Raw genomic sequence first — 21,949 nt, 5'->3', positions numbered from 1 at the left:
ACCACTGCGGCGCGCGTCAGACTCAACGCGGCTCGTGCACTTCCAGCGGACGGTAGAGATCGCCTTGGCTGCCGGCCTGGTTGCCGTATCCCTGCTGGCTGCTGCTTTGCTTCACGGCCGCGCCATCGGCACGCGTGTCGCTCCACGGCATCCAGGAGCGGACGGTGGAACAGCCGGACAGGGTGAGAATGGCGGCGACACAGGCCGCTGCCATGGCAGATTGATTGCGCTTCATATGTACCTTTCGAAGTTGAGAACACCCGCACGGGTAAACCCGTAGCCGAAAGGATGCGCGTTTGCAGCGGGATGCGGGTGCAGTTGAATATGCGGGCAAGGTAAGTTTCAGCTACAAAGCCAGTATTCGCTTCGACAATGTAATTTTTTTGAAACATGCAGTGCACGGTGCTTAATCCGATCGCCTGCAAAGGTCGCTGCGGCAGCGCATCCCGGCAGTGCGGCATTTGCCTTACCATCGCCGCCTTGCTTGATAGACCCGAGCCATGATCCGCATCGCAGAACTCAAACTTCCCCTGTCGGCGATCGCTTTCGATCCCGAGAACCACACCGAATTCCACCCCGAGGCGCGGCTGCGCACGCTGGCGGCGCAGTTGCTGGACGTGGCACCCGCCGGGCTGGGACGGCTGCAGGTGTTCAAGCGCAGCTTCGACGCGCGCAAGGCCGACCTGCAGGCGGTCTACATCATCGACCTGGAGCTGACCGATCCCGCGCAGGAAGCAGCGCTGCTGGCGCGCTTCGAGGGCCACCCCCATGTCTACGCCACGCCCGACATGGCCTGGAAGCCCGTGGGCCAGGCGCCGGCCGATCTGGCGCAGCGCCCGGTGGTCGTGGGCTTCGGCCCCTGCGGCATCTTTGCGGCGCTGGCGCTGGCGCAGATGGGCTTCAAGCCGATCGTGCTGGAACGCGGCAGGAACGTGCGCGAACGCACCCAGGACACCTGGGGCCTGTGGCGCAGGCGCGAGCTCACGCCCGAATCCAACGTGCAGTTCGGCGAAGGCGGCGCTGGCACCTTCTCGGACGGAAAGCTCTACAGCCAGATCAAGGACCCGCGCCACCTGGGCCGCAAGGTCATGCAGGAATTCGTCGATGCCGGTGCGCCGGCGGAAATCCTATATGCGGCACACCCGCATATCGGTACCTTCAAGCTGGTCAAGGTAGTGGAGAACATCCGCGCGCAGATCATCGCGCTGGGCGGCGAAGTGCGCTTCGGCCAGCGTGTGGAAGACCTGCTGCTCGAGGACGCCGACGCTTCGGGCATGCGCCAGGTGCGCGGCCTGGTCGTGCGCGACCTGGATACCGATAGCGTCAGCGAACTGGCCGCCTCGCAGGTGGTCATTGCGTTGGGCCACAGCGCGCGCGACACCTTCGCGCGGCTCTACCAGCGCGGCGTGAGCATGGAGGCCAAGCCCTTTTCCATCGGCTTTCGCATCGAGCACCCGCAAAGCGTCATCGACCGCGCGCGCTGGGGCCGCCACGCCGGCCACCCGCTGCTGGGCGCGGCCGACTACAAGCTGGTGCACCATGCGGCCAACGGCCGCGCGGTCTACAGCTTCTGCATGTGCCCGGGCGGCACCGTCGTCGCCGCCACCAGCGAGCCCGAGCGCGTGGTCACCAATGGCATGAGCCAGTACTCGCGCAACGAGCGCAACGCCAATGCCGGCATGGTGGTGGCCATCGACCCGCAGGACTTCCCGCGCTCTGCAGAGGCCTTTGCCGCGGCCTTCGACGGCGAGACCCACGGCGTGGAAAAGCTGGCCGAGGGCGAGTTCCATCCGCTTTCGGGCATCGTGCTGCAGCGCCAGCTCGAGTCGCGCGCCTATGTGCTGGGCGGCAGCAACTACAACGCCCCGGCCCAGCGCGTGGAGGACTTCCTCGCGGGCCGGCCGTCGACGGCATTGGGCGAGGTGGAGCCCTCGTACAAGCCCGGCGTGAACCTGATCGACCTGCAGGCGGCCCTGCCGGCCTATGCCATCGAAGCCATGCGCGAGGCCCTGCCGGCGTTCGGCAGGAAGATCCGCGGCTACGACATGCCCGACGCGCTGCTCACGGGCGTGGAGACCCGCACCTCCTCGCCATTGAAGATCGGCCGCGACGAGAGCCTGCAGAGCCTCAACACGCGCGGCCTCTATCCGGCTGGCGAAGGCGCGAGCTATGCGGGCGGCATCCTGTCGGCCGGTGTCGATGGCATCCGCGTGGCGGAAGCCCTGGCGCGGCAGGTCCTGGGCCTGCCCGTGCCCACGGGCCGGCGCTGAACATGACGCACCCCCTGGCTTTTGCCGCGCCCGCGCGGCGTGCACTGCTGCAGGGCGTGCTGGCCATGGCAGTGGTGGTGCTGGCTTCCAACGTCCTGGTGCAGTTCCAGATCAACGACTGGCTGACCTGGGGCGCGATCACCTATCCCTTTGCCTTCCTGGTCAGCGAGCTGGCCAACCGCTCCCATGGGCCGCACCACGCGCGGCGCATCGCCTGGGCCGGTTTCGCGGTGGCCGTGGCCGCCTCGCTGGCGCTGGCGCCGCTGCGCATCGCCCTGGCGTCGGGCATGGCCTTCCTGTGCTCGCAGCTGCTCGACATCCAGGTTTTCCACCGCCTGCGCCGGGGCCGCTGGTGGCGCGCGCCGCTGGTGGCGACGCTGCTGGCCGCGGTGCTCGATACGGCGCTGTTCTGGAGCATTGCCTTTGCCGGGGAAGATCTGCCCTGGGTGACGCTGGCCATTGGCGATCTGGGGGTGAAGCTGGGGATGGGGGTGGCATTGCTGCTGCCATTTCGGATGTGGATTGGGCGCAGGGCGGCTTGCTAACTCTCGGGCTGGCCGTCCATCCTTCGACAAGCTCAGGACGAACGGTTTCAATCCGCTCGTCTTGAGACCTGAGCTTGTCAGAGGACCGACGGACTCACCAAAAAACCGTTCGCCCTGAGCCTGCCTGGGCGGCCCCGTCGAAGGGCAACGGGCCAGCCCTATAAAAAAGCCCACGTCTTTCAACGCAGGCTCAGTTTCCATCAAGAGGGGCCTGCGCCCCCCACCTCAAGCGCGCTGTAGCGCCGCAATCCGCTCTTCCATCGGAGGATGGGTGGAGAACAGCTTGCCGATACCGCCGGTGATGCCCAGCGTGGCTGCGCTCTTGGGCAACTCGCCAGCGGGCATGCCGCCCAGGCGCGCCAGCGCGTTGATCATCGGCTGCTTGCGGCCCATCAGCTGGGCAGCGCCGGCGTCGGCGCGGAATTCGCGCTGGCGGCTGAACCAGGCGACGATCATCGCCGCCAGGAAGCCCAGCAGGATGTCCATCACGATGGTGGTCACGTAATAGCCGATGCCCGGGCCCGAGCTCTCGGAATCGTTGCGGCGCAGGAAGCTGTCGACCGCATAGCCGACGATGCGCGACAGGAACACGACAAAGGTGTTCATCACGCCCTGGATCAGCGTCATCGTGACCATGTCGCCATTGGCGATGTGGGCCACCTCGTGGCCAATGACGGCTTCGACCTCTTCGCGCGTCATGCCCGACAGCAGGCCGGTGGACACCGCCACCAGCGCGTTGTTCTTGAACGCGCCCGTGGCAAAGGCATTGGGCTCGCCCTCGTAGATGCCGACCTCGGGCATGCCGATGCCGGCCTTGTCGGCGAAGCCGCGCACGGTGTTGAGGATCCAGGCCTCGTCGGCATTGCGCGGCTCGGTGATGACGTGCACGCCCGACGACCACTTGGCCACGGGCTTGCTGATCAGCAGCGAGATGATCGCGCCGCCGAAGCCCATGATGAAGGCGAATCCCAGCAGCGCGCCGAGGTTCAGCCCGTTGGCCGTGAGGAAGCGGTTGACGCCCAGCAGGCTGGCGACGATGCCCAGCACCACCACGACGGCAATGTTGGTCAATAGAAAAAGGGCAATACGTTTCATGGGGATGAATTCTCCGTAGAGAGGATTAGCGGCGCATTCACCGCCTGTCCCATGTGGGGGCCGGTGATGCGCGGTTCAAGTCACGCAGCCGCGCCGTCCGTGTGTTGTATTGAGTTGTGGGGACGGGCGCTGCGAAACACGCAGGGATCATCATAAAAGCAAAGCTGTTCATTGCCCGTCCACCACCCCGGCACGCCCAGCACCGGCAAGGGACTAAAGGGCTTTTGCGCCAGCCAGGCCGCGCTGCATTGCGTGGCCAGCGCGGCATCGACCTCGTGCGGCGCTATGTGCTCCGGCAGGCACAGCACATGGGCGGTGATCGACTTGCGCGGCTGCACCAGCTTCTCCAGCAGCGCATGGCCCAGCGGCAGCAAGCGCGCGCGCTGCCACAGCGGGCGCAGGCCTATGCCGAGCTGCTGCCAGTCGCGGCGGCGCAGGGCTTCCTGCAGCGCGGGCGGCGCCAGCAGCAGCGCGCCGTTCTCGTCCAGCAGCGTGGCCGCATCGCGCAGCGGGCCGCGCCGGGCCCCTACGCCGTCCTGCGCGATCTGCTGCGCCTGCAGCGCATTGAGCTGGCGCTTGAGCCGCGGGTAATGCAGCCAGACCATGGCGTTGAAGAAGTCATGCAGGTTGCAGCGCGTGGGCACGGCATGCTCGCGGTGGATGAAGGCCTCGTAGGCCATGCCTGCAGGAAGCTGCTCCTGTGGCACAAAGCGCCATTGCGCAAGCTCTGCGAGCCGGCCCTGGGCCTGCAGCGCCGCCAGGCCAGCGTTCACGGTATCGGGCACGCTTTCACCGGCCGCGATGCGCTGCCACAAGGGCTCGGCCACGGCACGCATGCTCTGCAGCCAGGGCGCGGACCAGTCCACCTCTGCCCATGCCGCTTCAGGCGGCTGGGCCTTCATCGCCCTGCCCTGCAACGCTCAGACCATTTTCCAGGGAAGCGCTTCGCCCGAGCGCAGCGGCTTCAATTGCGCCTCGCCATAGGCATAGCTTTCCGGCGGAGTCCACGACTCGCGGCGCAGCGTGATCGTGCCGGTGTTGCGCGGCAGCGCATAGAAGTCGGGGCCGTGGAAGCTGGCAAAGGCCTCGAGCTTGTCGAGCGCGCCCGCGTTGTCGAAGGCCTCGGCATACATCTCGATGGCGGCATGCGCGCTGTAGCAGCCGGCGCAGCCGCTGGCATGCTCCTTGAGATGGGCCGCGTGCGGCGCGCTGTCGGTGCCCAGGAAGAATTTGGCGTTGCCGCTGGTGGCGGCCTCGACCAGCGCCAGCCGGTGGGTCTCGCGCTTGAGCACGGGCAGGCAGTAGTAGTGCGGGCGGATGCCGCCGGTGAAGATCGCGTTGCGGTTGAACAGCAGGTGCTGCGGCGTAATGGTCGCGCCCGTGAAGCGGTCGGCCTCGGTCACGTACTGCGCGGCCTCGCGCGTCGTGATGTGCTCGAAGACGATCTTCAGCTCGGGAAAATCGCGGCGCAACGGGATCAGCTGCTGGTCGATGAACGCCGCTTCACGGTCAAAGACATCGATCTCGTTGCCCGTGACCTCGCCGTGCACCAGCAGCAGCAGGCCCTCGCGCTGCATGGCTTCGAGCGTGGCGTAGGTCTTGCGCATGTCGGTCACGCCGGCATCGCTGTTGGTGGTGGCGCCGGCGGGATAGAGCTTGAGCGCCACCACACCCGCGGCCTTGGCACGCACGATCTCCTCGGCCGGGATGTTGTCCGTGAGATACAGCGTCATCAGCGGCTCGAAGTCCACGCCCTCGGGCACGGCCGCGAGAATGCGCTCGCGGTAGGCCACCGCCTGCGCGGCCGTCGTGACCGGCGGCTTCAGGTTGGGCATGATGATCGCGCGCCCGAACTGGGCGGCGGTGTGCGGCACGACGGTGCGCAGCGCCTCGCCGTCGCGCACATGCAGGTGCCAGTCGTCGGGGCGGGTGATGGTGATGGAATCGATGGGGGCGGTCATGGGGCGGTATTGTACGAAGCACCCCCTGAGCCGCTTACGCGGCTTCCCCCTCTCATCCTTCGGTGGAGGGGGACGGCAGCCTCGCTGCGGGGCGGCCCTTGCTCGCTGCCCCTGAGCTGAGACCCGCCCTTTGCGGAGGCTGTTGTCCGTAGCGGAAGCTATGGTCAGTGTTGCAGGATCTTGTTCAAGAACTCTTTAGTCCGCGGCTGGCGGGCTTCCGGGTTCTTGAAGAATTCGTCGCTGGAGCAGTCCTCGAGGATCTTGCCGCCCACGTCCATGAAGATCACGCGGCTGGCGACCTTGCGCGCGAAGCCCATCTCGTGGGTCACGCACATCATGGTCATGCCTTCGTTGGCCAGGCCGACCATCACGTCCAGCACCTCGCCGACCATTTCCGGGTCGAGCGCCGAGGTGGGTTCGTCGAACAGCATCACGATCGGGTCCATCGACAGCGCGCGGGCGATCGCCACGCGCTGCTGCTGGCCGCCCGAGAGCTGGCCCGGGAACTTGTCCTTGTGCGCCGTCAGGCCCACGCGGTCGAGCATCTTCAGGCCGCGCTGGCGCGCCTCGTCGGCGCTGCGGCCCAGCACCTTGATCTGGGCGATGGTCAGGTTCTCCGTGACCGACAGATGGGGAAACAGCTCGAAATGCTGGAACACCATGCCGACGCGGCTGCGCAGCTTGGGCAGGTTGGTCTTGGGATCGTGCACTGCGGTGCCGTCCACGAAGATCTCGCCCTTCTGGAAGGGCTCGAGCGCGTTGATGGTCTTGATCAGCGTCGACTTGCCGGACCCCGAAGGCCCGCAAACCACCACCACTTCGCCTTTGTTGATGCTCGTCGAGCAGTCGGTCAGCACCTGAAAGCTGCCATACCACTTGGAGACGTTCTTCATTTCAATCATTTGATGCTCTCCGTATCCATATCAGTTGCCCAATGCACTGGGCGCATTCTTGAACCTGGCGCGGCACAGGCGAGGGACGGCAAGCAAGGGCCGCCCCGCAGCGAGGCCGTCGTCCCTGAGCGGGCCTCCCCCTCCACCGAAGGATGAGAGGGGGAAGCCGGGGCCGGCCATCCGGCGTCAGCGGCTCAGGGGGTGCTATCGAATTATCGCGATCCGCTTGTGCAGCCGCTTGACCAGCCAGGACAGCGCGAAGCACAGCACGAAATAGACCACCGCCGCCGCGATATAGGCCTCGATCGGGCGGCCATAGTTCTTGCCCGCGACTTCGAAGCCCTTGAGCATGTCGTAGGCGCCAATCGCGTAGACCAGCGAGGTGTCCTGGAACAGGATGATGGTCTGCGTCAGCAGCACCGGCAGCATGTTGCGGAACGCCTGCGGCAGCACCACCAGGCGCATGTTCTGGCCGTAGGTCATGCCCAGCGCCTGGCCCGCGTTCACCTGGCCGCGCGCGATCGACTGGATGCCGGCGCGCATGATCTCGCTGAAGTAGGCGGCCTCGAAGGCAATGAAAGTGATGTAGGCCGACAGTTCCGCGCCGATCGGCTTGCCGATCAGCGCCGGCATCAGCAGGAAGAACCACAGGATCACCATCACCAGCGGAATCGAGCGCATGCCGTTGACGTAGACCGTCGCCGGCACTTCCAGCCACTTGCGGCCCGACAGGCGCATCAGCGCCAGCACCGTGCCGAACAGCACGCCGCCGATGGTGGCGACCACCGTCAGCATCAGGCTGAAATACAGGCCCTTGAGCACGAAGTTGCTCACCAGGTCCCAGTTGTAGAAACCAAAGTCGAGTTGCAGGTCCATGCTCAGTGTCCTCCTGCGCTCGAAGCGGAAATCATGCCGGGCACCCGGGCACGCTTTTCAATCCAGGCCATGAGCCGGTTGATCGTGAACGCCGAGACGACATACAGGCCGGTGACGGCCAGATACACCTCGATGCCACGGCCGGTCTCTTCCTGGGCCTGCATCGCAAACATGGTCAACTCCGTCACCGAAACGGCAAATGCCACCGACGAGTTCTTGAAGATGTTCATCGTCTCACTGGTCAGCGGCGGAATGATGATGCGCAGCCCCATGGGCAGCAGCACGTAGCGGTAGGTCTGCCAGGTCGTGAAACCCACGGCCATGCCCGCATAGCGCTGGCCGCGCGGCAGCGACTGCAGCCCGGAGCGCACCTGCTCGGCGATACGCGCGGAAGTGAAGAATCCCAGCGCCAGCACCACCAGCACGAAGCCCGGCACGGACTTCATCGCCGGCACCAGCGCGGGCACCACGTGGTACCAGAGGAAGATCTGCACCAGCAGCGGAATATTGCGGAACAGCTCGACCCAGGCGTTGCCGAAACGCACCAGCCACGGGCTGTCGGGCAGCGTGCGCAGCACGCCGATGATGCCGCCCACGATCAACGCCAGCACCAGCGCCAGCAGCGAAACCGATACCGTCCACCCCCAGGCCGACAACATCCAGTCCATGTAGGTGATGTCACCACCCTTGCCGAAGCACCCCTGCACCACGGTGCGGTCCAGGGTGTCTTCACAGAACACCTGCCAATCCCAAGCCATAGGGTTTCCTTTTCTAGCTCATACCGGGTGCACGCCGCACGCTGCACCACACAAAAAACCCCCTTCAAGACCAGCCAGAAGGGGGTTCATCCCGAACGTGGACCAGAGCTTACTTGTTGAAGGCTTCCTTGGGCTTGTTGTTGGGGTTTTTCCAGGCGTTCTTTGTGGCTTCGGACAGCGGCAGGCCGACCTTCTGGTTCGAAGGCGGGATCGGCTGCATGAACCACTTGTCGTACAGCTTTTCCAGGCTGCCGTCGGCGACCTGGCGCTGGATGCTGGTGTCCACGGCCTTCAGGAAGGCGGTGTCGTTCTTGCGCACCATGCAGGCGATGGGTTCGACCGACAGCACTTCACCGACGATCTTGAAGTCGTTGGGGTTCTTCGACTTGGAGATGTTGCCGGCCAGGATCGAGCCGTCCATGACGAAGGCATCGGCGCGGCCCGACTCCAGCAGCAGGAAGCTGTCGGCGTGGTCCTTGCCCATGACTTCGCGGAAGTCGATGCCCTGGGCGCGCTCGTTCTTGCGCAGGATCTGCACCGAAGTGGTGCCCGTGGTCGTGGCCACCGATTTGCCGTTCAGGTCCTTGATGCCGTTGATGCCGGAATTGGCCTTGGTGGCGATGCGCACTTCTTCCATGTAGGTGGTCATGGCGAAGTCGACATCCTTCTGGCGGTTGGTGTCGTTGGTGGTCGAGCCGCACTCGAGGTCCACGGTGCCGTTGGTCACCAGGGGAATGCGGTTCTGCGAGGTCACGGGCTGGTACTTCACGTCCAGCTTGGCCAGGCCCAGCTGCTTCTGCAGGTCGCGGGCGATCTGGTTGGCCATTTCGGTGTGGAAGCCCACATACTTGCCGTCGCCCAGCGTGTAAGCCAGAGCGCCCGAGGATTCGCGCACGCCCAGCGTGATCGTGCCGGAGGATTTGATCTTGGCCAGGGTGTCATTCGCCTGGGCCATGGCGGTGCTTGCGAGCAAACCCATGACGGCAGCTGCCAACAAATGTTTCTTCATAATCTTCTCCTCAGATGACTGCGAAATAAAAAGAGCGTCCAAACGCGCCGGGCCGGACTTCATTGTGGACCAAATTGACATTTTGCTACCTTCGGTCATTACCTATAGTGACAACCGCAACGAAACGCGTCATCCAAACCACAAACCTTGCCCATCGCAGGGTAAACACCTAGCAATAAGCGGGCCCGAACTGCCACCTGCGTGCCGTGGCTACCCCAATTCCAAGGTATTGCCATGCTCGAGCAGGAAGGTCCATAGATTCTGCGCCACGCCCTTGGGTGCATCCTTGGCCGTGGGCTTTTCGCGGTAGGCGCGCACATCCATGGGCATGCGGAACGACTCCTCCCCCGGCGGCTCGGCGCTGACCAGGCGCCCGGCCTGCAGCTCGTTGCGCACCGCGCTGTAGGGCAGGAAGGCGACGCCATGGCCCTCGAGCGCCATGGCCTTCAGGCCTTCGGCCATGTCGGTTTCATAGACGCGCTCCAGATGGATCGCCCCGCCCGCCTGCTTCAGGATCAGCTCGGTCACCTGGCCCAGATAGGCACCCGATGCGTAACCGAGATAGGGCAGCGGCTGGGACTGGGTGCCGGGCAGCTGGTAGAGCGGGCGGCCCTCGGCATCGGGCTTGGCATAGGGCGCGAGGATCTCGCGGCCCAGGCTGACCATTTCATAGCGGTCGGGATCGAGCTGAAAGGGCTGCGAGGGGTGGTGGTAGGCGATCAGCAGGTCGCAGCCGCCTTCGACCAGACGCAGCACCGCATCGTGCACATTGAGCGCGAACAGCCGGCTGCGGAACGGCCCGAACAGCCCATGCAGATTCGACACCCAGGCCGGGAAGAAGGTGAAGGCCAGCGTGTGCGGCACCGCGAAGCCGATCATGCCCTTGCCGGCGCTGACATGCGCGCGCAGCATGCTGCGCGTGCTCTGCAGCGACTGCAGCATCTCCAGCGCCTGTTCGTACATGGTCTTGCCCGCGGGCGTGAGCCGGGTCGGGTAGGAACTGCGGTCGACCAGATCGGTCCCGGCCCAGGCTTCGAGCGCCTGGATGCGGCGGGAAAACGCGGGCTGGGTCACATGCCGCAATTGCGCCGAGCGGCTGAAACTGCGGGTTTCAGCCAAGCTCACAAAATCTTCAAGCCATTTGGTTTCCATTTCGCCATTATCCGCGCGGCCGGGCCGCGGGCCTCGGGGCAACCCGCATGGTCAGCGCCTGGAGCGGGCTGGATAATGGTTTTGCCCACCCCACCCGGCGGGCGCGCGTCAGGCCCCCCGGTACACGACACCTTCGGGCACGGCGAAAGTCGTTTTCCCGTTGCCCAGCGTTTTCCTGACTGTCCGCGCCATGCCCTCTGCCCCATTGCCCCCCGACCAAGACGCGTCGGCCCCGCCCCGTTCCCTGCGCATCGAAGACTGGCTCACCGTGATCATCATGGCCGCGCTGGCGCTGATCACCTTCGCCAACGTGCTGGTGCGCTATCTCACCAACTCCTCCTTTGCCTGGACCGAGGAGATCTCGGTCTTCCTGATGATCCTGCTGGCCCTGGTCGCGGGCTCGGCCGCCGTGGCGCGCGACCAACACATCCGCATCGAATACTTCTCCCATGGCGGCTCGGCCGCGCGGCGCCGGCGCCTGGCGCGCCTGGGCTCGCTGATGGTGGCGCTGCTCTTCGGCCTGATCGCGGTGCTGAGCGTGCGCGTGGTCTGGGACGATTTCCGCTTCGAGGAAACCTCGCCCGGCATCGGCGTGCCGCAGTGGTGGTATTCGATCTGGCTGCCGGTGTGCTCGACGGCCATCGTGCTGCGCGCGCTGGGCCTGTACCGGCGCCAGGGCCTGCCGGCCGCCCCGACGGAAGACGCAACCCAAGACCGCCAGCCATGATCGCCGCACTGCTGTTCGCGGCCTTCGTGCTGCTGATGTGCGCGGGCGTGCCTATCGGCGCCGCGCTGGGCCTGGCGGGCGCGGCCTGCATCGCGCTGGCCAACGCCGACGCGCAATGGTTCGGCCTGCTGGCCGTGCCGCAGAACTTCTACGCCGGCCTGGGCAAGTACCCGCTGCTGGCGATTCCGATGTTCGTGCTGGTGGGCTCGATCTTCGACCGCTCGGGCGTGGCGCTGCGGCTGGTGAACTTCGCCATCGCCATCGTCGGGCGCGGCCCGGGCATGCTGCCGCTGGTGGCCATTGCCGTGGCGATGTTCCTGGGCGGCATCTCCGGCTCGGGCCCGGCCAATGCCGCGGCCGTGGGCGGCGTGATGATCGCCGCGATGAGCCGCGCGGGTTATCCGGGCTCGTTCTCGGCCAGCGTGGTGGGCGCGGCCGCCGCCACCGATATCCTGATTCCGCCCTCGGTGGCCTTCATCATCTATTCGGTGCTGGTGCCCGGCGCCTCGGTGCCGGCGCTGTTTGCCGCCGGCATGGTGCCGGGCGTGCTGGCCGGCATCGCGCTGATCGTGCCCGCCGTGTGGCTTGCGCGCCGCCACCGGATGGGCGCGCTGGAAGCCACGCTGCCGCGCCCGCCCTTCTGGAAGAGCCTGCGCGAGGCGGCCTGGGGGCTGGCCGCGCCGGTGCTGATCCTGGGCGGCATGCGCGCCGGCTGGTTCACGCCCACCGAGGCCGCGGTGGTGGCGGTGTTCTACGGGCTGTTCGTCGGCATGGCGATCCACCGCACCATTTCGGTGCGCGACCTGTTTCCCATCCTGCGCGAAGCCGGCGAGCTGTCGGCCGTCATCCTGCTGGTGGTGTCGCTGGCCGGCATCTTCGCCTTCTCGCTGTCGACGCTGGGCGTGATCGATCCGGTGGCCGATGCCATCGTGCATTCCGGCCTGGGCGAATACGGCGTGCTGGCGCTGCTGATCCTGCTGCTGATCACCGTCGGCATGTTCCTCGACGGCATCTCGGTGTTCCTGATCTTCGTGCCGCTGCTGCTGCCGATCATGCAGCACTACCAGTGGGACCCGGTCTGGTTCGGCGTGATCCTGACGCTCAAGGTGGCGCTGGGCCAGTTCACGCCGCCGCTGGCCGTGAACCTGATGGTCTCGTGCCGCATTGCCGGCGTGCGCATGGAGTCGACCGTGCGCTGGGTCGGCCCGATGCTGCTGGCGATGTTCGTGGTGATGCTGCTGGTCATTGCCTTCCCGCAGCTGGCGCTCTGGCTGCCACACCGCCTTGGATATTAAGTTCACTACCCGGAGGAGACAAGAAATGAAACTGCGCAGCTTCCTGACCACGACCCTGGCCGCCGCCGCGGCGCTGGCCTTCACCGCTCCCGCGGCGCTGGCCCAGAACAACTACAAGAGCGAGTACCGCATGTCGCTGGTGCTGGGCCTGCCCACGCCCTGGGGGCAGGCGGGCGACATCTGGGCCAGGCTGGTCAAGGAACGCACCCAGGGGCGCATCAACATCAAGCTCTACCCGGGCGTGTCGCTGATCCAGGGCGACCAGACGCGCGAGTTCAGCGCGCTGCGCCAGGGCGTCATCGATATGGCGGTGGGCTCGACCATCAACTGGTCGCCCCAGGTCAAGTCGCTGAATCTGTTCTCGCTGCCCTTCCTGATGCCCGACTACGCTGCCGTGGACGCGCTGACCCAGGGCGAGGTCGGCAAGGACATCTTCAGGAACTTGGAGAAAGCCGGCGTGGTGCCGCTCGCCTGGGGCGAGAACGGCTACCGCGAGATCAGCAACTCCAAGCGCGCGATCCACAAGCCCGAGGACCTCAAGGGCCTGAAGATCCGCGTCGTCGGCTCGCCGATCTTCTCCGACATGTTCAGCGCGCTGGGCGCCAACCCCACGCAGATGAGCTGGGCCGATGCCCAGCCGGCGCTCGCCAGCGGCGCGGTCGACGGGCAGGAGAACCCGCTGTTCATGTTCACCGTGCTGAAGCTGCACACCGTGGGCCAGAAATACGTGAGCACCTGGGGCTACATGGCCGATCCGCTGGTCTTCGTCGTCAACAAGGACATCTGGGCCTCGTGGACGCCCGCCGACCAGGCCATCGTGCGCCAGGCCGCGCTCGATGCCGGCAAGCAGGAGATCGCCATCGCGCGCAAGGGCCTGGTCGAGGCCGACAAGCCGGTGCTCAAGGACATGGCCGCCCTGGGCGTCACCGTGACCCAGCTCACGCCGGCCGAGCGCGAGGCTTTCGTCAAGGCCACGCGGCCGGTGTATGACAAGTGGAAGGGGCAGATCGGCGGCGATCTGGTGACGAAGGCGGAAAAGGCGATTGCCGCCAGGAAGCAGTGACGGACCTGCGCTGATTACCGGCCATCACCGTTCGCCCTAGGCGGTCCCTCCTGAGCCTCCCCAGGCGGGCCCGTCGAAGGGTGAGCGGCCGCTGCGACCAATGAAGTTGAGCCTTTGCGTAGCGAACGGACCCAGACTTGTGGGCAGGCCGTCCATCCTTCGTCCGGGCCGCGCAGGCAGGCTCAGGACCAACGGATGTATTTCGCGCTTAGCCACCCTCACCGTTCGCGCTGGGCCGCCCTCACCGTTTCGCCCTGAGCCGCCCTCACCATTCGCCCTGAGCCGCCCTCACCGTTCGCCCTGAGCCGCCCTCACCATTCGCCCTGAGCCGCCCTCACCGTTCGCGCTGGGCCGCCCTTACCGTTCGCCCTGAGCTTGTCGAAGGGTGAACGGCCGCTCTAAAGACTCCATCGGGCCTTTACGTAGCGAATTGAACCTGCCCCATAAGCAGGACAAAAGGATTCATACCGGGGACACCAGCGCCCTCCCCTACAGATGGCGGCGCACATTCGCCACCGCCGCTTGCGCCGCCTCCGGCGACCAGGCACGGCGGCGTCTGGATCAAGCGGTTCGGCCCGGAGCCATGACTCGCCCTGCCGTTCATGCACCCAGAGCAATAGTCAATAACAATTACTTTTTACAATGGATTGACTGATTGCAACATCTGCCTGGACCTCCTATGCTTTCAAGCAAGTGAAGAAATCACAAGATGGCACTTTCCTCGGGAGTCGCGTTGTCCAGTGCAGATCAAGAACTCGCGCAACAAAGGTCCATCTTTCAGGGCCTCCTCCAAAGCGGGATCGCTAAGGTTGGCGATTCATCTACAAGACCCACAGTAGACAAATATGCCTTATATTCATTTACTTTTGAATCAAGAATTCTCAGGTGATTCTGCCCAAGTCGTCGCCATTGCCAGACAATTGACACAAGCAGAACACAATGTGAAAGCATCCGAATATCAGGACAATGATCCCGAAATCGTCAATCAACTTTCCAGCAACTTGAAAAGCGTGCCAGGAAATGAAACCCATGTTTTATTGCTGAGCGGCAGCCATGGTTTGGATATGCTGAAAAATCAAGCCATGCAATCGGTATTGGAAAAACACAGCATGGTCATCGCCTGGGGTGGACATCAGGATCCAGGGCTCACCCCCTTGGCGGATTCCTTGCAGGTTGTAGGCTTGTTGAAAGAGGCATGCGCCCCCGCCTTACAAGAAACCTTCAAGGATAAACTCATTGCAACCAGCATGATTCCCAGCACTCTGGATAAGTCCAAGGTATTGTCCGCACTCAACGAGTGGAATACGCGCCATGAGAAAACTCCAGACGCCATCCCCCAATGGGATCAAGGATATATGGGGGTTTTCCTCGGCGGCGATGCGCCACAAAAAAATAAAAGCTTTCTGTTTTATGGAGCGGACGAAGCTTATGAGCAAGGCAAGGCATTTGGCTTGGAAGCGGCTCGAAAAAACAAGATGCTGCTCGTCACGAGCGGACCCCGCATCGGCAAATTCTATGCAAATTCACCCGATTTGAAAAATCCCACCCCACGTCAATTCAAAGGTGAATCCTGGCTTGATTTTTCGGAGCTCACTGAAGCACAAAAAACAAACCCTGCTCCAGACGCTCTGCCCCATACCGCCCATGCACCTCTCGATCCCGTCAGCAAAAATTTCTTACAAGGCATCAAAGACAGCTATTTGCCTGAATATCAATACAGGCTTATCGATTTCAAATTCGGCAAATCCGCTTACCAAGCCATGGTTGGCGCACTGTATCAAGCCAAAGACAAAAGTGAGGCCTTTTACAGTGCCGACTCCGTCTCATATGCCGAGTTGGGATTTACCATCCCGGCGACCTATGCTTTCAGAATTGGCAGCACCAACATCGACCATCAACAAACGTTGAAAAGGTTCATCGAAGAATTGCACATCGTTGGCGAAGCCAAGGTTACAGCAGACGGCATATATAGAAGCGTGATCGATCCGATCAAGAAGGAACACACGCTTGTCCACGGACCCGACCAAGACGCCCAGAAAATAGCGCACGCCATTCGTGCTGCCCTGCAACATGTGAAACCGCAGGCCCAGGCAGCCGCAGCCATGGAAAAACCTCAGGGATTGAAGGCCTCCACCCCCACCATGGACTTACAGGTCGCAGACTGACGGCCAAACAGCGCGGCCCATCTGGACTGGGCTGCGCAATCGGGCTCGTCGCTGGACATGCCAAAACCCGGCCCACTGCACGCTTGGGAAGGCGCAGGGCAAACGGAATTCAAACCGGCGACACCAACGCCCTGCCCTCCAGATAACACCTTACATTCGCCACGAACCGGTCCACCGCCGCCTGCACCGCCTCGGGCGACCAGCCGGCCACATGCGGCGTGAGCACCACCTTGTCGAGATCGAGCAGCTCGGCCGGAGGCTTCGGCTCGCTTTCATAGACATCGAGCCCCGCGCCCGCGATGCGGCCGGCGCGGATGGCATCGGCCAGCGCGGCGGTATCGACCACGCTGCCGCGCGCGATATTCACCAAATGGCCGTCCGGCCCCAGCGCATCGAGCACCTCGGCATTGACCAGGTGGCGCGTCTCGGGCCCGCCGGGGGTGGCGATCAGCAGCACATCGCACCAGGCCGCAAGCGCGTGCACATCGCCGAAGTAGCGGTGCGCCACGTCGCTGCGCTCGCGCCGGTTGTGGTAGCCGATCTCCATCTCGAAGCCCAGCGCGCGCTGCGCGATGCGCTTGCCGATGGTGCCCATGCCGACGATGCCCAGCCGCTTGTGCGACAGCTGCGGCGGCAGGGGCAGCGCCGTGCGCCAGACGCCCTCGCGCGTCAGCCGGTCCAGCCGCACGATGCCGCGCAGCGAGGCCAGCATCAGGCCCATCGCGTGGTCGGCCACGCTTTCGTCATTGGTGCCCGCGCCATTGCCCACCAGGATGCCGTGCGCATGCGCATGCTTGATATCGACGTTCTCGTAGCCCACCCCCAGCGTGCAGATCAGCTTCAAGCCAGGCATGGCCTGCATCTGCCCGGCGCTCAGGCCCAGCGTGCCGATGGTCATCACCACCTGCACGCGCGGGCCATGGGCGGCAATGGCCTCGGCCCACTGCGCGATGTCCGGCTGGTACACCAGCTCCAGCGTGGGAAAGGCGCGCGCCACCTGGGCGCGGTGCTCGGGGGAAAGAAAGCTCAGTGCAAGCAGTACAGGTTTCATGGGAACAGTTCAAAGTCCAAGGTAAAAACGGAATGCAGCTTTCAGGCCAGGGCCTCGGCGCCCTGGCTCTGCTGCATCGACCACATCCGTGCATAGCGTCCGCCGAGCGCCAGCAGCTGTCCATGGGTGCCGCGCTCGATGATCTCGCCGGCCTCCAGCACCAGGATCTCATGGGCATCGACCACCGTGGACAGGCGGTGCGCGATCAGCAGCGTGGTCTTGCCGCGCGCCGCGCTGCGCAGCTCGGCCTGGATCGCGCGCTCGTTGGCCGAGTCCAGCGCCGAGGTGGCTTCGTCGAAGACCAGGACCGGCGGGTCCTTGAGCAGCGTGCGCGCAATCGCCACGCGCTGCTTCTCGCCACCCGACAGCTTGAGCCCGCGCTCGCCGACGCGCGTGGCATAGCCCTGCGGCGTGCCGGCAATGAAATCGTGGATGCGCGCGGCGCGCGCCGCGGCCGCCACCTCCTCGTGGCTCGCGCCGGGGCGGCCGTAGGCAATGTTGTATTCGACGCTGTCGTTGAACAGCACCGTGTCCTGCGGCACGATGCCGATCGCCTGGCGCACGCTGGCCTGGGTCACGCCGCGGATGTCCTGCCCGCCGATCATCACCCGCCCCTGCTGCACGTCGTAGAAACGGAACAGCAGCCGCGCCAGCGTGGACTTGCCCGAACCGGAAGGCCCGACCACCGCCACGGTCTTGCCCGCGGGAATCTCGAAGCTGACGCCGCGCAGGATGGGGCGCGCCGGGTCATAGGCGAAGTGCACGTTCTCGAAGCGCACGGCCGGGGCATCGCCAGGCTGCAGCGGCTGCGCATCGGGCGCGTCAGCCACCTCGCGCTCGCGATCCATGAGCGTGAACATGCGGTCCAGATCGACCAGGCTCTGCTTGATCTCGCGGTAGAGCACGCCCAGGAAGTTCAGCGGGATATACAGCTGGATCATGAAGGCATTGACCATGACAAGATCCCCGAGCGTCAGCCGGCCGTCGACCACGCCCTGCGTCGCGCGCCACAGGATGGCGACCAGCGCGGTGGCGATGATGATCTGCTGGCCCGCGTTGAGCAGGCTCAGCGAGGACTGGCTGCGCAGCCGCACGCGGCGCAGCTCCTCGAGGTTCTCGTCATAGCGGCGCGCCTCGAAGCCCTCGTTGTTGAAGTACTTGACGGTCTCGTAGTTCAGCAGCGAATCCACGGCCTTGGTGTGCGCCGCCGACTCCTGGGCATTGGCCTCGCGCCGAAAACGCGTGCGCCAGCCGGTCACCAGCACCGTGAAGGTGATGTAGGTCAGCAGCGCCGCCAGCGTGATCACCGCGAACCAGGCATCGAAGCGCAGCGCCAGGATCGACAGCACCAGCGCCATCTCGATCAGCGTCGGCAGGATGCTGTAGAGCGAATACGAGATCAGCGACTCGGTGCTGCGCACGCCGCGCTCGATGTCGCGCGTCATGCCCCCGGTCTGTCGCTCGAGATGGAAGCGCAGGCTCAGCGCATGCAGGTGCTCGAAGGTCTTGAGCGCGATGGAGCGCGCCGCGCCCTGCGTGGCCTTGGCGAACACCAGCTCGCGCAGCTCGGTGAACAGCGAGGTGCAAAAGCGCAGCGCGCCATAGGCCAGCAGCAGGGCCGCCGGCACCACCAGCACCGCGGCCGGGTCGCCGGGCTTCAGCGTCAGCGCATCGACCAGTTGCTTGAGCAGCACCGGCACGCCGACATTGGCCAGCTTCGCCGCCACCATGAACAGCAGCGCGGCAAGCACACGCCATTTGTAGTCCCAGAGATAGGGCAACAGGCGCTTCAGCGTGGCCCAGCCGGCGCCGGATGCTGGGGAAGCGGATAAGGGTAAATCCGGAGAAGACTCGGCAGAGCGGCGCATCGGGGACAATTTCGGTTGTTGTATTCCCGATTGTGCCAATGCCTCCGCGTCCAGACCTTCCTCCCCACTCCTTGCCCGCAGACAAGGATCTCGTGCTCAAGGTGATTCCCATGCCGGCCGACGTCAACGCCAATGGCGACATCTTCGGCGGCTGGGTCATGGCGCAGGTCGATCTGGCCGGCTCGGTGCTGCCCTCGCGGCTGGGCCCGCGCATGGTGACGGTGGCCGTGAACGAATTCGTGTTCAAGCAGCCGGTGCGCGTGGGCGACATCCTGTCGTTCTACTCCAGCGTGCAGCGCATCGGCCGCACTTCGGTGACGGTGGATGTGGAGGTCTATGCCGAGCGCTTTCACGCCCAGGGCCGTTTCGTCAAGGTGACGGAAGCGCTGCTGACCTATGTGGCCATCGATGCCGAGGGCAAGCCGCAGGCCCTGCCCGAGAATGCGCAGATCGCGGCCTGGCGCCTGGGAATCAAGGAAAGCACCCCCTGAGCGGCTCACGCCGCTTCCCCCTCTCATCCTTCGGTGGAGGGGGACGGCACCCTCGGTGCGGGGCGGTCCTTCCTCGGTGCCCCTTAGTTAAGACATGTCAGTTGAGCCGCGAATATTTCAGGCCGATACGCTGACCGCTTGGCGCGGCTGGCTGGCCACCGCGGCGGGGGCGCTGGCGACCGAGGCCGGGATAGCCGCAGCGGCACTGGCTGCTGCATCCGATGCCTTGCTGGCTGCCGGCGCCGCGGTCTTGGAGGCCGGACCGGCCTCGATCTGGCCTGTCAGCTCGCCGCCCTCCTCGATCACGACCTTGCCGTAGCGGATCTTGCCGCTGACCTTGCCCGTGCCGTAGATGACCAGCTTCTGGCGCACGACCAGCGTGCCGTCGAATACGCCGCGGATCTCGGCCACGTCGATCTCGGCCGTGCCATGGAAGGCGCCCTGCTCGGCAATCTCGATGACGCGCGAATCCATCGTCGCCTCGACCGTGCCCTCGACGACCAGCGTGTCGCAATCGGTGATCTCCACGCCCTTGAGCTTGATGTTCGGCCCGACGATCAGGCGGCTGCCGCCTTCGCTTTGCGACTGCGATGTGCTGGCCGTGCTGGCCGTGCTTGCCGCGCTGGCGCTGCTGGAGCCAGCCGGTTGGCTGGCACCAAAGCTGGTGCCAGTCGAGGCCAAGCCGGTCGTCGCGGGGCTACGGGGGGTGAAACTGTCGTTGTCACGCTTGCCAAAAAAGGGGTTCTGCACAGCCATGGTCTCTCCTAGAAAGCGCCCATCCTAGAGGTCCAACCCAGCGGCAATTTCCCTTATCTCGCAATAAAAGTAACCAATCTGTTCGATTGACGCATCTGCTTGCAAGCGTTTCTTGATTACACAGCTACGAGCATCTGACTGACAGTCAATCATCTTCTACGGCTTGCGTAACCCCCCATTCTTTGAGCAAGCATGGCCCAGCCCAGGGGCACCGAGCAAGGGCCGCCCCGCCGCAAGGGTGCCGTCCCTAAGCCTCCCCCTCTACCGAAGGATGAGAGCGGGAAACGCGGGCCCGCCTAGGGCGACAGCCGCTCAGGGGGTGCACTCAGATCCTGCTGAAATCGGGGTGGCGCTTTTCCATGAAGGCCGATACCGCCTCGCGTGCCGCCGGCTCATGCAGCATGCGGCCAAAGCTCTCCCCTTCCTCGGCCATGCGCGTGCGCACCTGCGTGGCCTGCCCGGCTTTCATCAGGCGCTTGGATTCGATCAGCGCGCTCAGCGGCTTGGCCGCCAGCTTGCGCGCCTGGCGCTGCGCCAGCGCGTTGCACTCGCTGGGCGGCACCACGCGGTTGACCAGGCCGACCTCCAGCGCCGCTTCCGCCAGGAAGGGCTCGCCCAGCAGCAGGGCCTCGGCCGCGCGGTGGTAGCCCATGAGCTGGGGCAGCAGCAGGCTGGAGCCGAACTCGGGGCACAGGCCCAGGTTCACGAAAGGCAGCGAGAAAGCCGCGTTGTCGCCCGCATAGACCAGGTCGCAATGCAGCAGCAGCGTGGTGCCGATGCCCACGGCCGGGCCGCAGACCGCGGCGATGACCGGCTTGGGGAAGTCGGCGAGCTGGTGCATGAAGCGCATGACCGGGGTATCGCCGCCCAGGCTGTTGCCCGATGCGTTCAGGAAGTCGCCCAGGTCGTTGCCGGCGCTGAAGATCGCCAGGTCGCCCTGGAACACCAGCACACGCACCGCGGCGTCTTCGCGCGCCGCGGCCAGCGCATCGGCCATGGCGCCATACATGGCCTGGGTGATGGAATTCTTCTTCGCGACGCGGTTGAAGGTCAGCGTGCAGACACCGGCTTCGGTGTGCACCAGGATATCGGAGGTGGTGGTAGCGGTCATGGCGTCATTTTCTCCTGCGCAGCGCGCGTCTCATTCCTTGAAATAGACAATCTGGTGGCTGGTAGCCAGCAGATACCCGGCCTCGTTCCACAGCTGCGCCGTCTGGTCGAAGAAGCCATTGCGGAATTCCTGCCCGCGCGCCTGGCCCAGCACATAGCCCGTGCCCGTGGTCTGCAGCTGCGCCTGGCTGGCGTGGAAATACACCGTGATCGACACCGTGCCCGCCGGCACGCGGCGCGCGCGGCGCAGCCACACGCGCGGAAAGAACACGTCGGCCAGCGCCGCCAGCGCGCAGAAATCCAGCGGGCGCGGCGGATCGTCGCGCATCCACAGCTGCGACAGGCTGGGGTTGACCGAACCATCCCAGTCGCGCGGCAGCGCGCCGCGCACCGGGCGCATCTCGTAGCGCGAGAGCCATTCGACGCCAAAGCCCGGCGCGATGCGCTTGAGCTCACCGGGCCCGGCGACCTCGGGCATGGGCTCGTCGGAAATGCTCCAGGTCTCGCGGCGCACCGCCGTCACCACCGTGGCGGTGGTCGTCACCACCAGTTCGCCCTCGGCATCGGTCTGCAGAACCGACAGGGTCCAGTGCTGGGTCGAGCGGTTGGTGCGCACCGGCGTGACCTGCAGCGTGAAGGCGCCGGCCGCGAGCGCGCCCGCATAGTTCACCGTGAGAGACAACGGCTCGCCCAGGCGCTGCGGATGCTCCATCACGGCCTTGACCAGCGTCGCGGCCGTGATCCCGCCAAAGGGCCCGACCATATTCCAGTAGGCGGGGCTGGTCTGGCCCTCGTATTGGCCCGGGGAGACGGGCTGAAGCTGCAGTGCCGAATCAAGAGGATGGGTCATGGTCATGCGCCGAG

The 21,949-nt window shown here is 65.1% G+C and carries 21 protein-coding genes; 7 read left to right on the top strand and 14 right to left on the bottom strand.

Translation table 11 applies throughout. From position 1 onward, the window contains the following. Positions 1-22: 22 nt before the first annotated feature. A complete protein-coding gene (locus tag M9799_RS10550; protein ID WP_231041638.1) occupies positions 23-235 on the bottom strand; it encodes a hypothetical protein in 213 nt (70 codons plus the stop codon). A 265-nt stretch (positions 236-500) separates the two neighbouring features. Here M9799_RS10550 and M9799_RS10545 point away from each other — a divergent pair, with 265 nt between their 5' ends. Continuing rightward, positions 501-2,270, top strand: a complete 1,770-nt coding sequence (locus M9799_RS10545) for an NAD(P)/FAD-dependent oxidoreductase (protein ID WP_231041637.1) — start codon at positions 501-503, stop codon at positions 2,268-2,270. 2 nt (positions 2,271-2,272) lie between these two features. After that, positions 2,273-2,815, top strand: a complete 543-nt coding sequence (locus M9799_RS10540) for a VUT family protein (RefSeq protein ID WP_231041636.1) — start codon at positions 2,273-2,275, stop codon at positions 2,813-2,815. 225 nt (positions 2,816-3,040) lie between these two features. Here the strand turns inward: M9799_RS10540 and htpX are convergent, their stop codons facing one another. The 8 genes from htpX to M9799_RS10500 all read right to left on the bottom strand — a co-directional run bounded on the left by htpX (position 3,041) and on the right by M9799_RS10500 (position 10,559). Beyond that, on the bottom strand, positions 3,041-3,910 hold the full coding sequence (gene htpX, locus M9799_RS10535) for a protease HtpX (protein WP_231041635.1): 870 nt from the start codon (positions 3,908-3,910) through the stop codon (positions 3,041-3,043). An 80-nt stretch (positions 3,911-3,990) separates the two neighbouring features. Further along, positions 3,991-4,812, bottom strand: a complete 822-nt coding sequence (locus M9799_RS10530; protein ID WP_231041634.1) for a DUF3025 domain-containing protein — start codon at positions 4,810-4,812, stop codon at positions 3,991-3,993. Positions 4,813-4,830: 18 nt separating this feature from the next. Then, entirely contained in the window at positions 4,831-5,871 is a 1,041-nt protein-coding gene (gene pyrC, locus M9799_RS10525) for a dihydroorotase (RefSeq protein WP_231041633.1), read from the bottom strand. Positions 5,872-6,035: 164 nt separating this feature from the next. Then, positions 6,036-6,773, bottom strand: coding sequence for an amino acid ABC transporter ATP-binding protein (locus tag M9799_RS10520; protein WP_231041632.1), 738 nt, complete (start codon positions 6,771-6,773; stop codon positions 6,036-6,038). 195 nt (positions 6,774-6,968) lie between these two features. After that, complete coding sequence (locus M9799_RS10515; RefSeq protein ID WP_231041631.1) at positions 6,969-7,640, bottom strand: amino acid ABC transporter permease; 672 nt, start codon at positions 7,638-7,640, stop codon at positions 6,969-6,971. A gap of 2 nt (positions 7,641-7,642) precedes the next feature. Next, positions 7,643-8,398, bottom strand: a complete 756-nt coding sequence (locus M9799_RS10510; RefSeq protein WP_231041630.1) for an amino acid ABC transporter permease — start codon at positions 8,396-8,398, stop codon at positions 7,643-7,645. Between the two features lie 109 nt (positions 8,399-8,507). Then, entirely contained in the window at positions 8,508-9,407 is a 900-nt protein-coding gene (locus M9799_RS10505; protein ID WP_231041629.1) for an amino acid ABC transporter substrate-binding protein, read from the bottom strand. Between the two features lie 210 nt (positions 9,408-9,617). Continuing rightward, a complete protein-coding gene (locus M9799_RS10500) occupies positions 9,618-10,559 on the bottom strand; it encodes a LysR substrate-binding domain-containing protein (RefSeq protein WP_231041628.1) in 942 nt (313 codons plus the stop codon). A 190-nt stretch (positions 10,560-10,749) separates the two neighbouring features. Here M9799_RS10500 and M9799_RS10495 point away from each other — a divergent pair, with 190 nt between their 5' ends. From M9799_RS10495 to M9799_RS10480, 4 genes are all read left to right on the top strand, one after another. Continuing rightward, the gene (locus M9799_RS10495) at positions 10,750-11,286 is read left to right on the top strand and encodes a TRAP transporter small permease (RefSeq protein ID WP_231041627.1); all 537 of its coding nucleotides are present in this window, start codon (positions 10,750-10,752) and stop codon (positions 11,284-11,286) included. After that, positions 11,283-12,581 carry a TRAP transporter large permease gene (locus M9799_RS10490; protein WP_231041626.1) on the top strand — a complete coding sequence of 433 codons (1,299 nt, stop codon included), beginning with the start codon at positions 11,283-11,285 and terminating at the stop codon, positions 12,579-12,581. The genes M9799_RS10495 and M9799_RS10490 overlap by 4 nt, the downstream gene beginning before the upstream one ends. 25 nt (positions 12,582-12,606) lie before the next feature. Then, positions 12,607-13,644, top strand: a complete 1,038-nt coding sequence (locus M9799_RS10485) for a DctP family TRAP transporter solute-binding subunit (RefSeq protein ID WP_231041625.1) — start codon at positions 12,607-12,609, stop codon at positions 13,642-13,644. An 845-nt stretch (positions 13,645-14,489) separates the two neighbouring features. Continuing rightward, the gene (locus M9799_RS10480; protein WP_231041624.1) at positions 14,490-15,809 is read left to right on the top strand and encodes a hypothetical protein; all 1,320 of its coding nucleotides are present in this window, start codon (positions 14,490-14,492) and stop codon (positions 15,807-15,809) included. A gap of 109 nt (positions 15,810-15,918) precedes the next feature. Here M9799_RS10480 and M9799_RS10475 read toward each other — a convergent pair whose 3' ends face one another. Beyond that, a complete protein-coding gene (locus M9799_RS10475; RefSeq protein WP_231041623.1) occupies positions 15,919-16,860 on the bottom strand; it encodes a 2-hydroxyacid dehydrogenase in 942 nt (313 codons plus the stop codon). 41 nt (positions 16,861-16,901) lie between these two features. Continuing rightward, the gene (locus M9799_RS10470; RefSeq protein ID WP_231041622.1) at positions 16,902-18,728 is read right to left on the bottom strand and encodes an ABCB family ABC transporter ATP-binding protein/permease; all 1,827 of its coding nucleotides are present in this window, start codon (positions 18,726-18,728) and stop codon (positions 16,902-16,904) included. Between the two features lie 38 nt (positions 18,729-18,766). Here M9799_RS10470 and M9799_RS10465 point away from each other — a divergent pair, with 38 nt between their 5' ends. Beyond that, positions 18,767-19,219: an acyl-CoA thioesterase gene (locus tag M9799_RS10465; RefSeq protein WP_231041621.1), complete on the top strand. Its 453-nt coding sequence runs from the start codon at positions 18,767-18,769 to the stop codon at positions 19,217-19,219. Between the two features lie 117 nt (positions 19,220-19,336). Here the strand turns inward: M9799_RS10465 and M9799_RS10460 are convergent, their stop codons facing one another. The 3 genes from M9799_RS10460 to M9799_RS10450 form a co-directional block, all read right to left on the bottom strand. After that, positions 19,337-19,975 (bottom strand): bactofilin family protein, encoded by a 639-nt coding sequence (locus M9799_RS10460; RefSeq protein WP_231041620.1) that lies wholly within the window; start codon positions 19,973-19,975, stop codon positions 19,337-19,339. A gap of 325 nt (positions 19,976-20,300) precedes the next feature. Next, a complete protein-coding gene (locus M9799_RS10455; RefSeq protein ID WP_231041619.1) occupies positions 20,301-21,086 on the bottom strand; it encodes an enoyl-CoA hydratase in 786 nt (261 codons plus the stop codon). Between the two features lie 30 nt (positions 21,087-21,116). Then, the gene (locus tag M9799_RS10450; protein WP_231041618.1) at positions 21,117-21,941 is read right to left on the bottom strand and encodes an acyl-CoA thioesterase; all 825 of its coding nucleotides are present in this window, start codon (positions 21,939-21,941) and stop codon (positions 21,117-21,119) included. Between the last annotated feature and the right edge of the window lie 8 nt (positions 21,942-21,949).

This window comes from Comamonas endophytica, from assembly GCF_023634805.2.
Taxonomy (GTDB): Bacteria; Pseudomonadota; Gammaproteobacteria; order Burkholderiales; family Burkholderiaceae_C; genus Comamonas; species Comamonas endophytica.
The sequence above is the reverse complement of the archived record's forward strand: the minus strand, read 5'-3'. Positions and strand labels throughout refer to the sequence as shown.

Coding starts and splice junctions, on each gene's coding strand:
- M9799_RS10520 (WP_231041632.1), bottom strand. CDS start 6,773: ATGATTGAAATGAAGAACGTCTCCAAGTGGTATGGCAGCTTTCAGGTG.
- M9799_RS10500 (WP_231041628.1), bottom strand. CDS start 10,559: ATGGAAACCAAATGGCTTGAAGATTTTGTGAGCTTGGCTGAAACCCGC.
- pyrC (WP_231041633.1), bottom strand. CDS start 5,871: ATGACCGCCCCCATCGATTCCATCACCATCACCCGCCCCGACGACTGG.
- htpX (WP_231041635.1), bottom strand. CDS start 3,910: ATGAAACGTATTGCCCTTTTTCTATTGACCAACATTGCCGTCGTGGTG.
- M9799_RS10545 (WP_231041637.1), top strand. CDS start 501: ATGATCCGCATCGCAGAACTCAAACTTCCCCTGTCGGCGATCGCTTTC.
- M9799_RS10510 (WP_231041630.1), bottom strand. CDS start 8,398: ATGGCTTGGGATTGGCAGGTGTTCTGTGAAGACACCCTGGACCGCACC.
- M9799_RS10495 (WP_231041627.1), top strand. CDS start 10,750: ATGCCCTCTGCCCCATTGCCCCCCGACCAAGACGCGTCGGCCCCGCCC.
- M9799_RS10485 (WP_231041625.1), top strand. CDS start 12,607: ATGAAACTGCGCAGCTTCCTGACCACGACCCTGGCCGCCGCCGCGGCG.
- M9799_RS10450 (WP_231041618.1), bottom strand. CDS start 21,941: ATGACCATGACCCATCCTCTTGATTCGGCACTGCAGCTTCAGCCCGTC.
- M9799_RS10470 (WP_231041622.1), bottom strand. CDS start 18,728: ATGCGCCGCTCTGCCGAGTCTTCTCCGGATTTACCCTTATCCGCTTCC.
- M9799_RS10550 (WP_231041638.1), bottom strand. CDS start 235: ATGAAGCGCAATCAATCTGCCATGGCAGCGGCCTGTGTCGCCGCCATT.
- M9799_RS10490 (WP_231041626.1), top strand. CDS start 11,283: ATGATCGCCGCACTGCTGTTCGCGGCCTTCGTGCTGCTGATGTGCGCG.
- M9799_RS10540 (WP_231041636.1), top strand. CDS start 2,273: ATGACGCACCCCCTGGCTTTTGCCGCGCCCGCGCGGCGTGCACTGCTG.
- M9799_RS10515 (WP_231041631.1), bottom strand. CDS start 7,640: ATGGACCTGCAACTCGACTTTGGTTTCTACAACTGGGACCTGGTGAGC.
- M9799_RS10465 (WP_231041621.1), top strand. CDS start 18,767: ATGCCTCCGCGTCCAGACCTTCCTCCCCACTCCTTGCCCGCAGACAAG.
- M9799_RS10475 (WP_231041623.1), bottom strand. CDS start 16,860: ATGAAACCTGTACTGCTTGCACTGAGCTTTCTTTCCCCCGAGCACCGC.
- M9799_RS10460 (WP_231041620.1), bottom strand. CDS start 19,975: ATGGCTGTGCAGAACCCCTTTTTTGGCAAGCGTGACAACGACAGTTTC.
- M9799_RS10505 (WP_231041629.1), bottom strand. CDS start 9,407: ATGAAGAAACATTTGTTGGCAGCTGCCGTCATGGGTTTGCTCGCAAGC.
- M9799_RS10530 (WP_231041634.1), bottom strand. CDS start 4,812: ATGAAGGCCCAGCCGCCTGAAGCGGCATGGGCAGAGGTGGACTGGTCC.
- M9799_RS10455 (WP_231041619.1), bottom strand. CDS start 21,086: ATGACCGCTACCACCACCTCCGATATCCTGGTGCACACCGAAGCCGGT.
- M9799_RS10480 (WP_231041624.1), top strand. CDS start 14,490: ATGCCTTATATTCATTTACTTTTGAATCAAGAATTCTCAGGTGATTCT.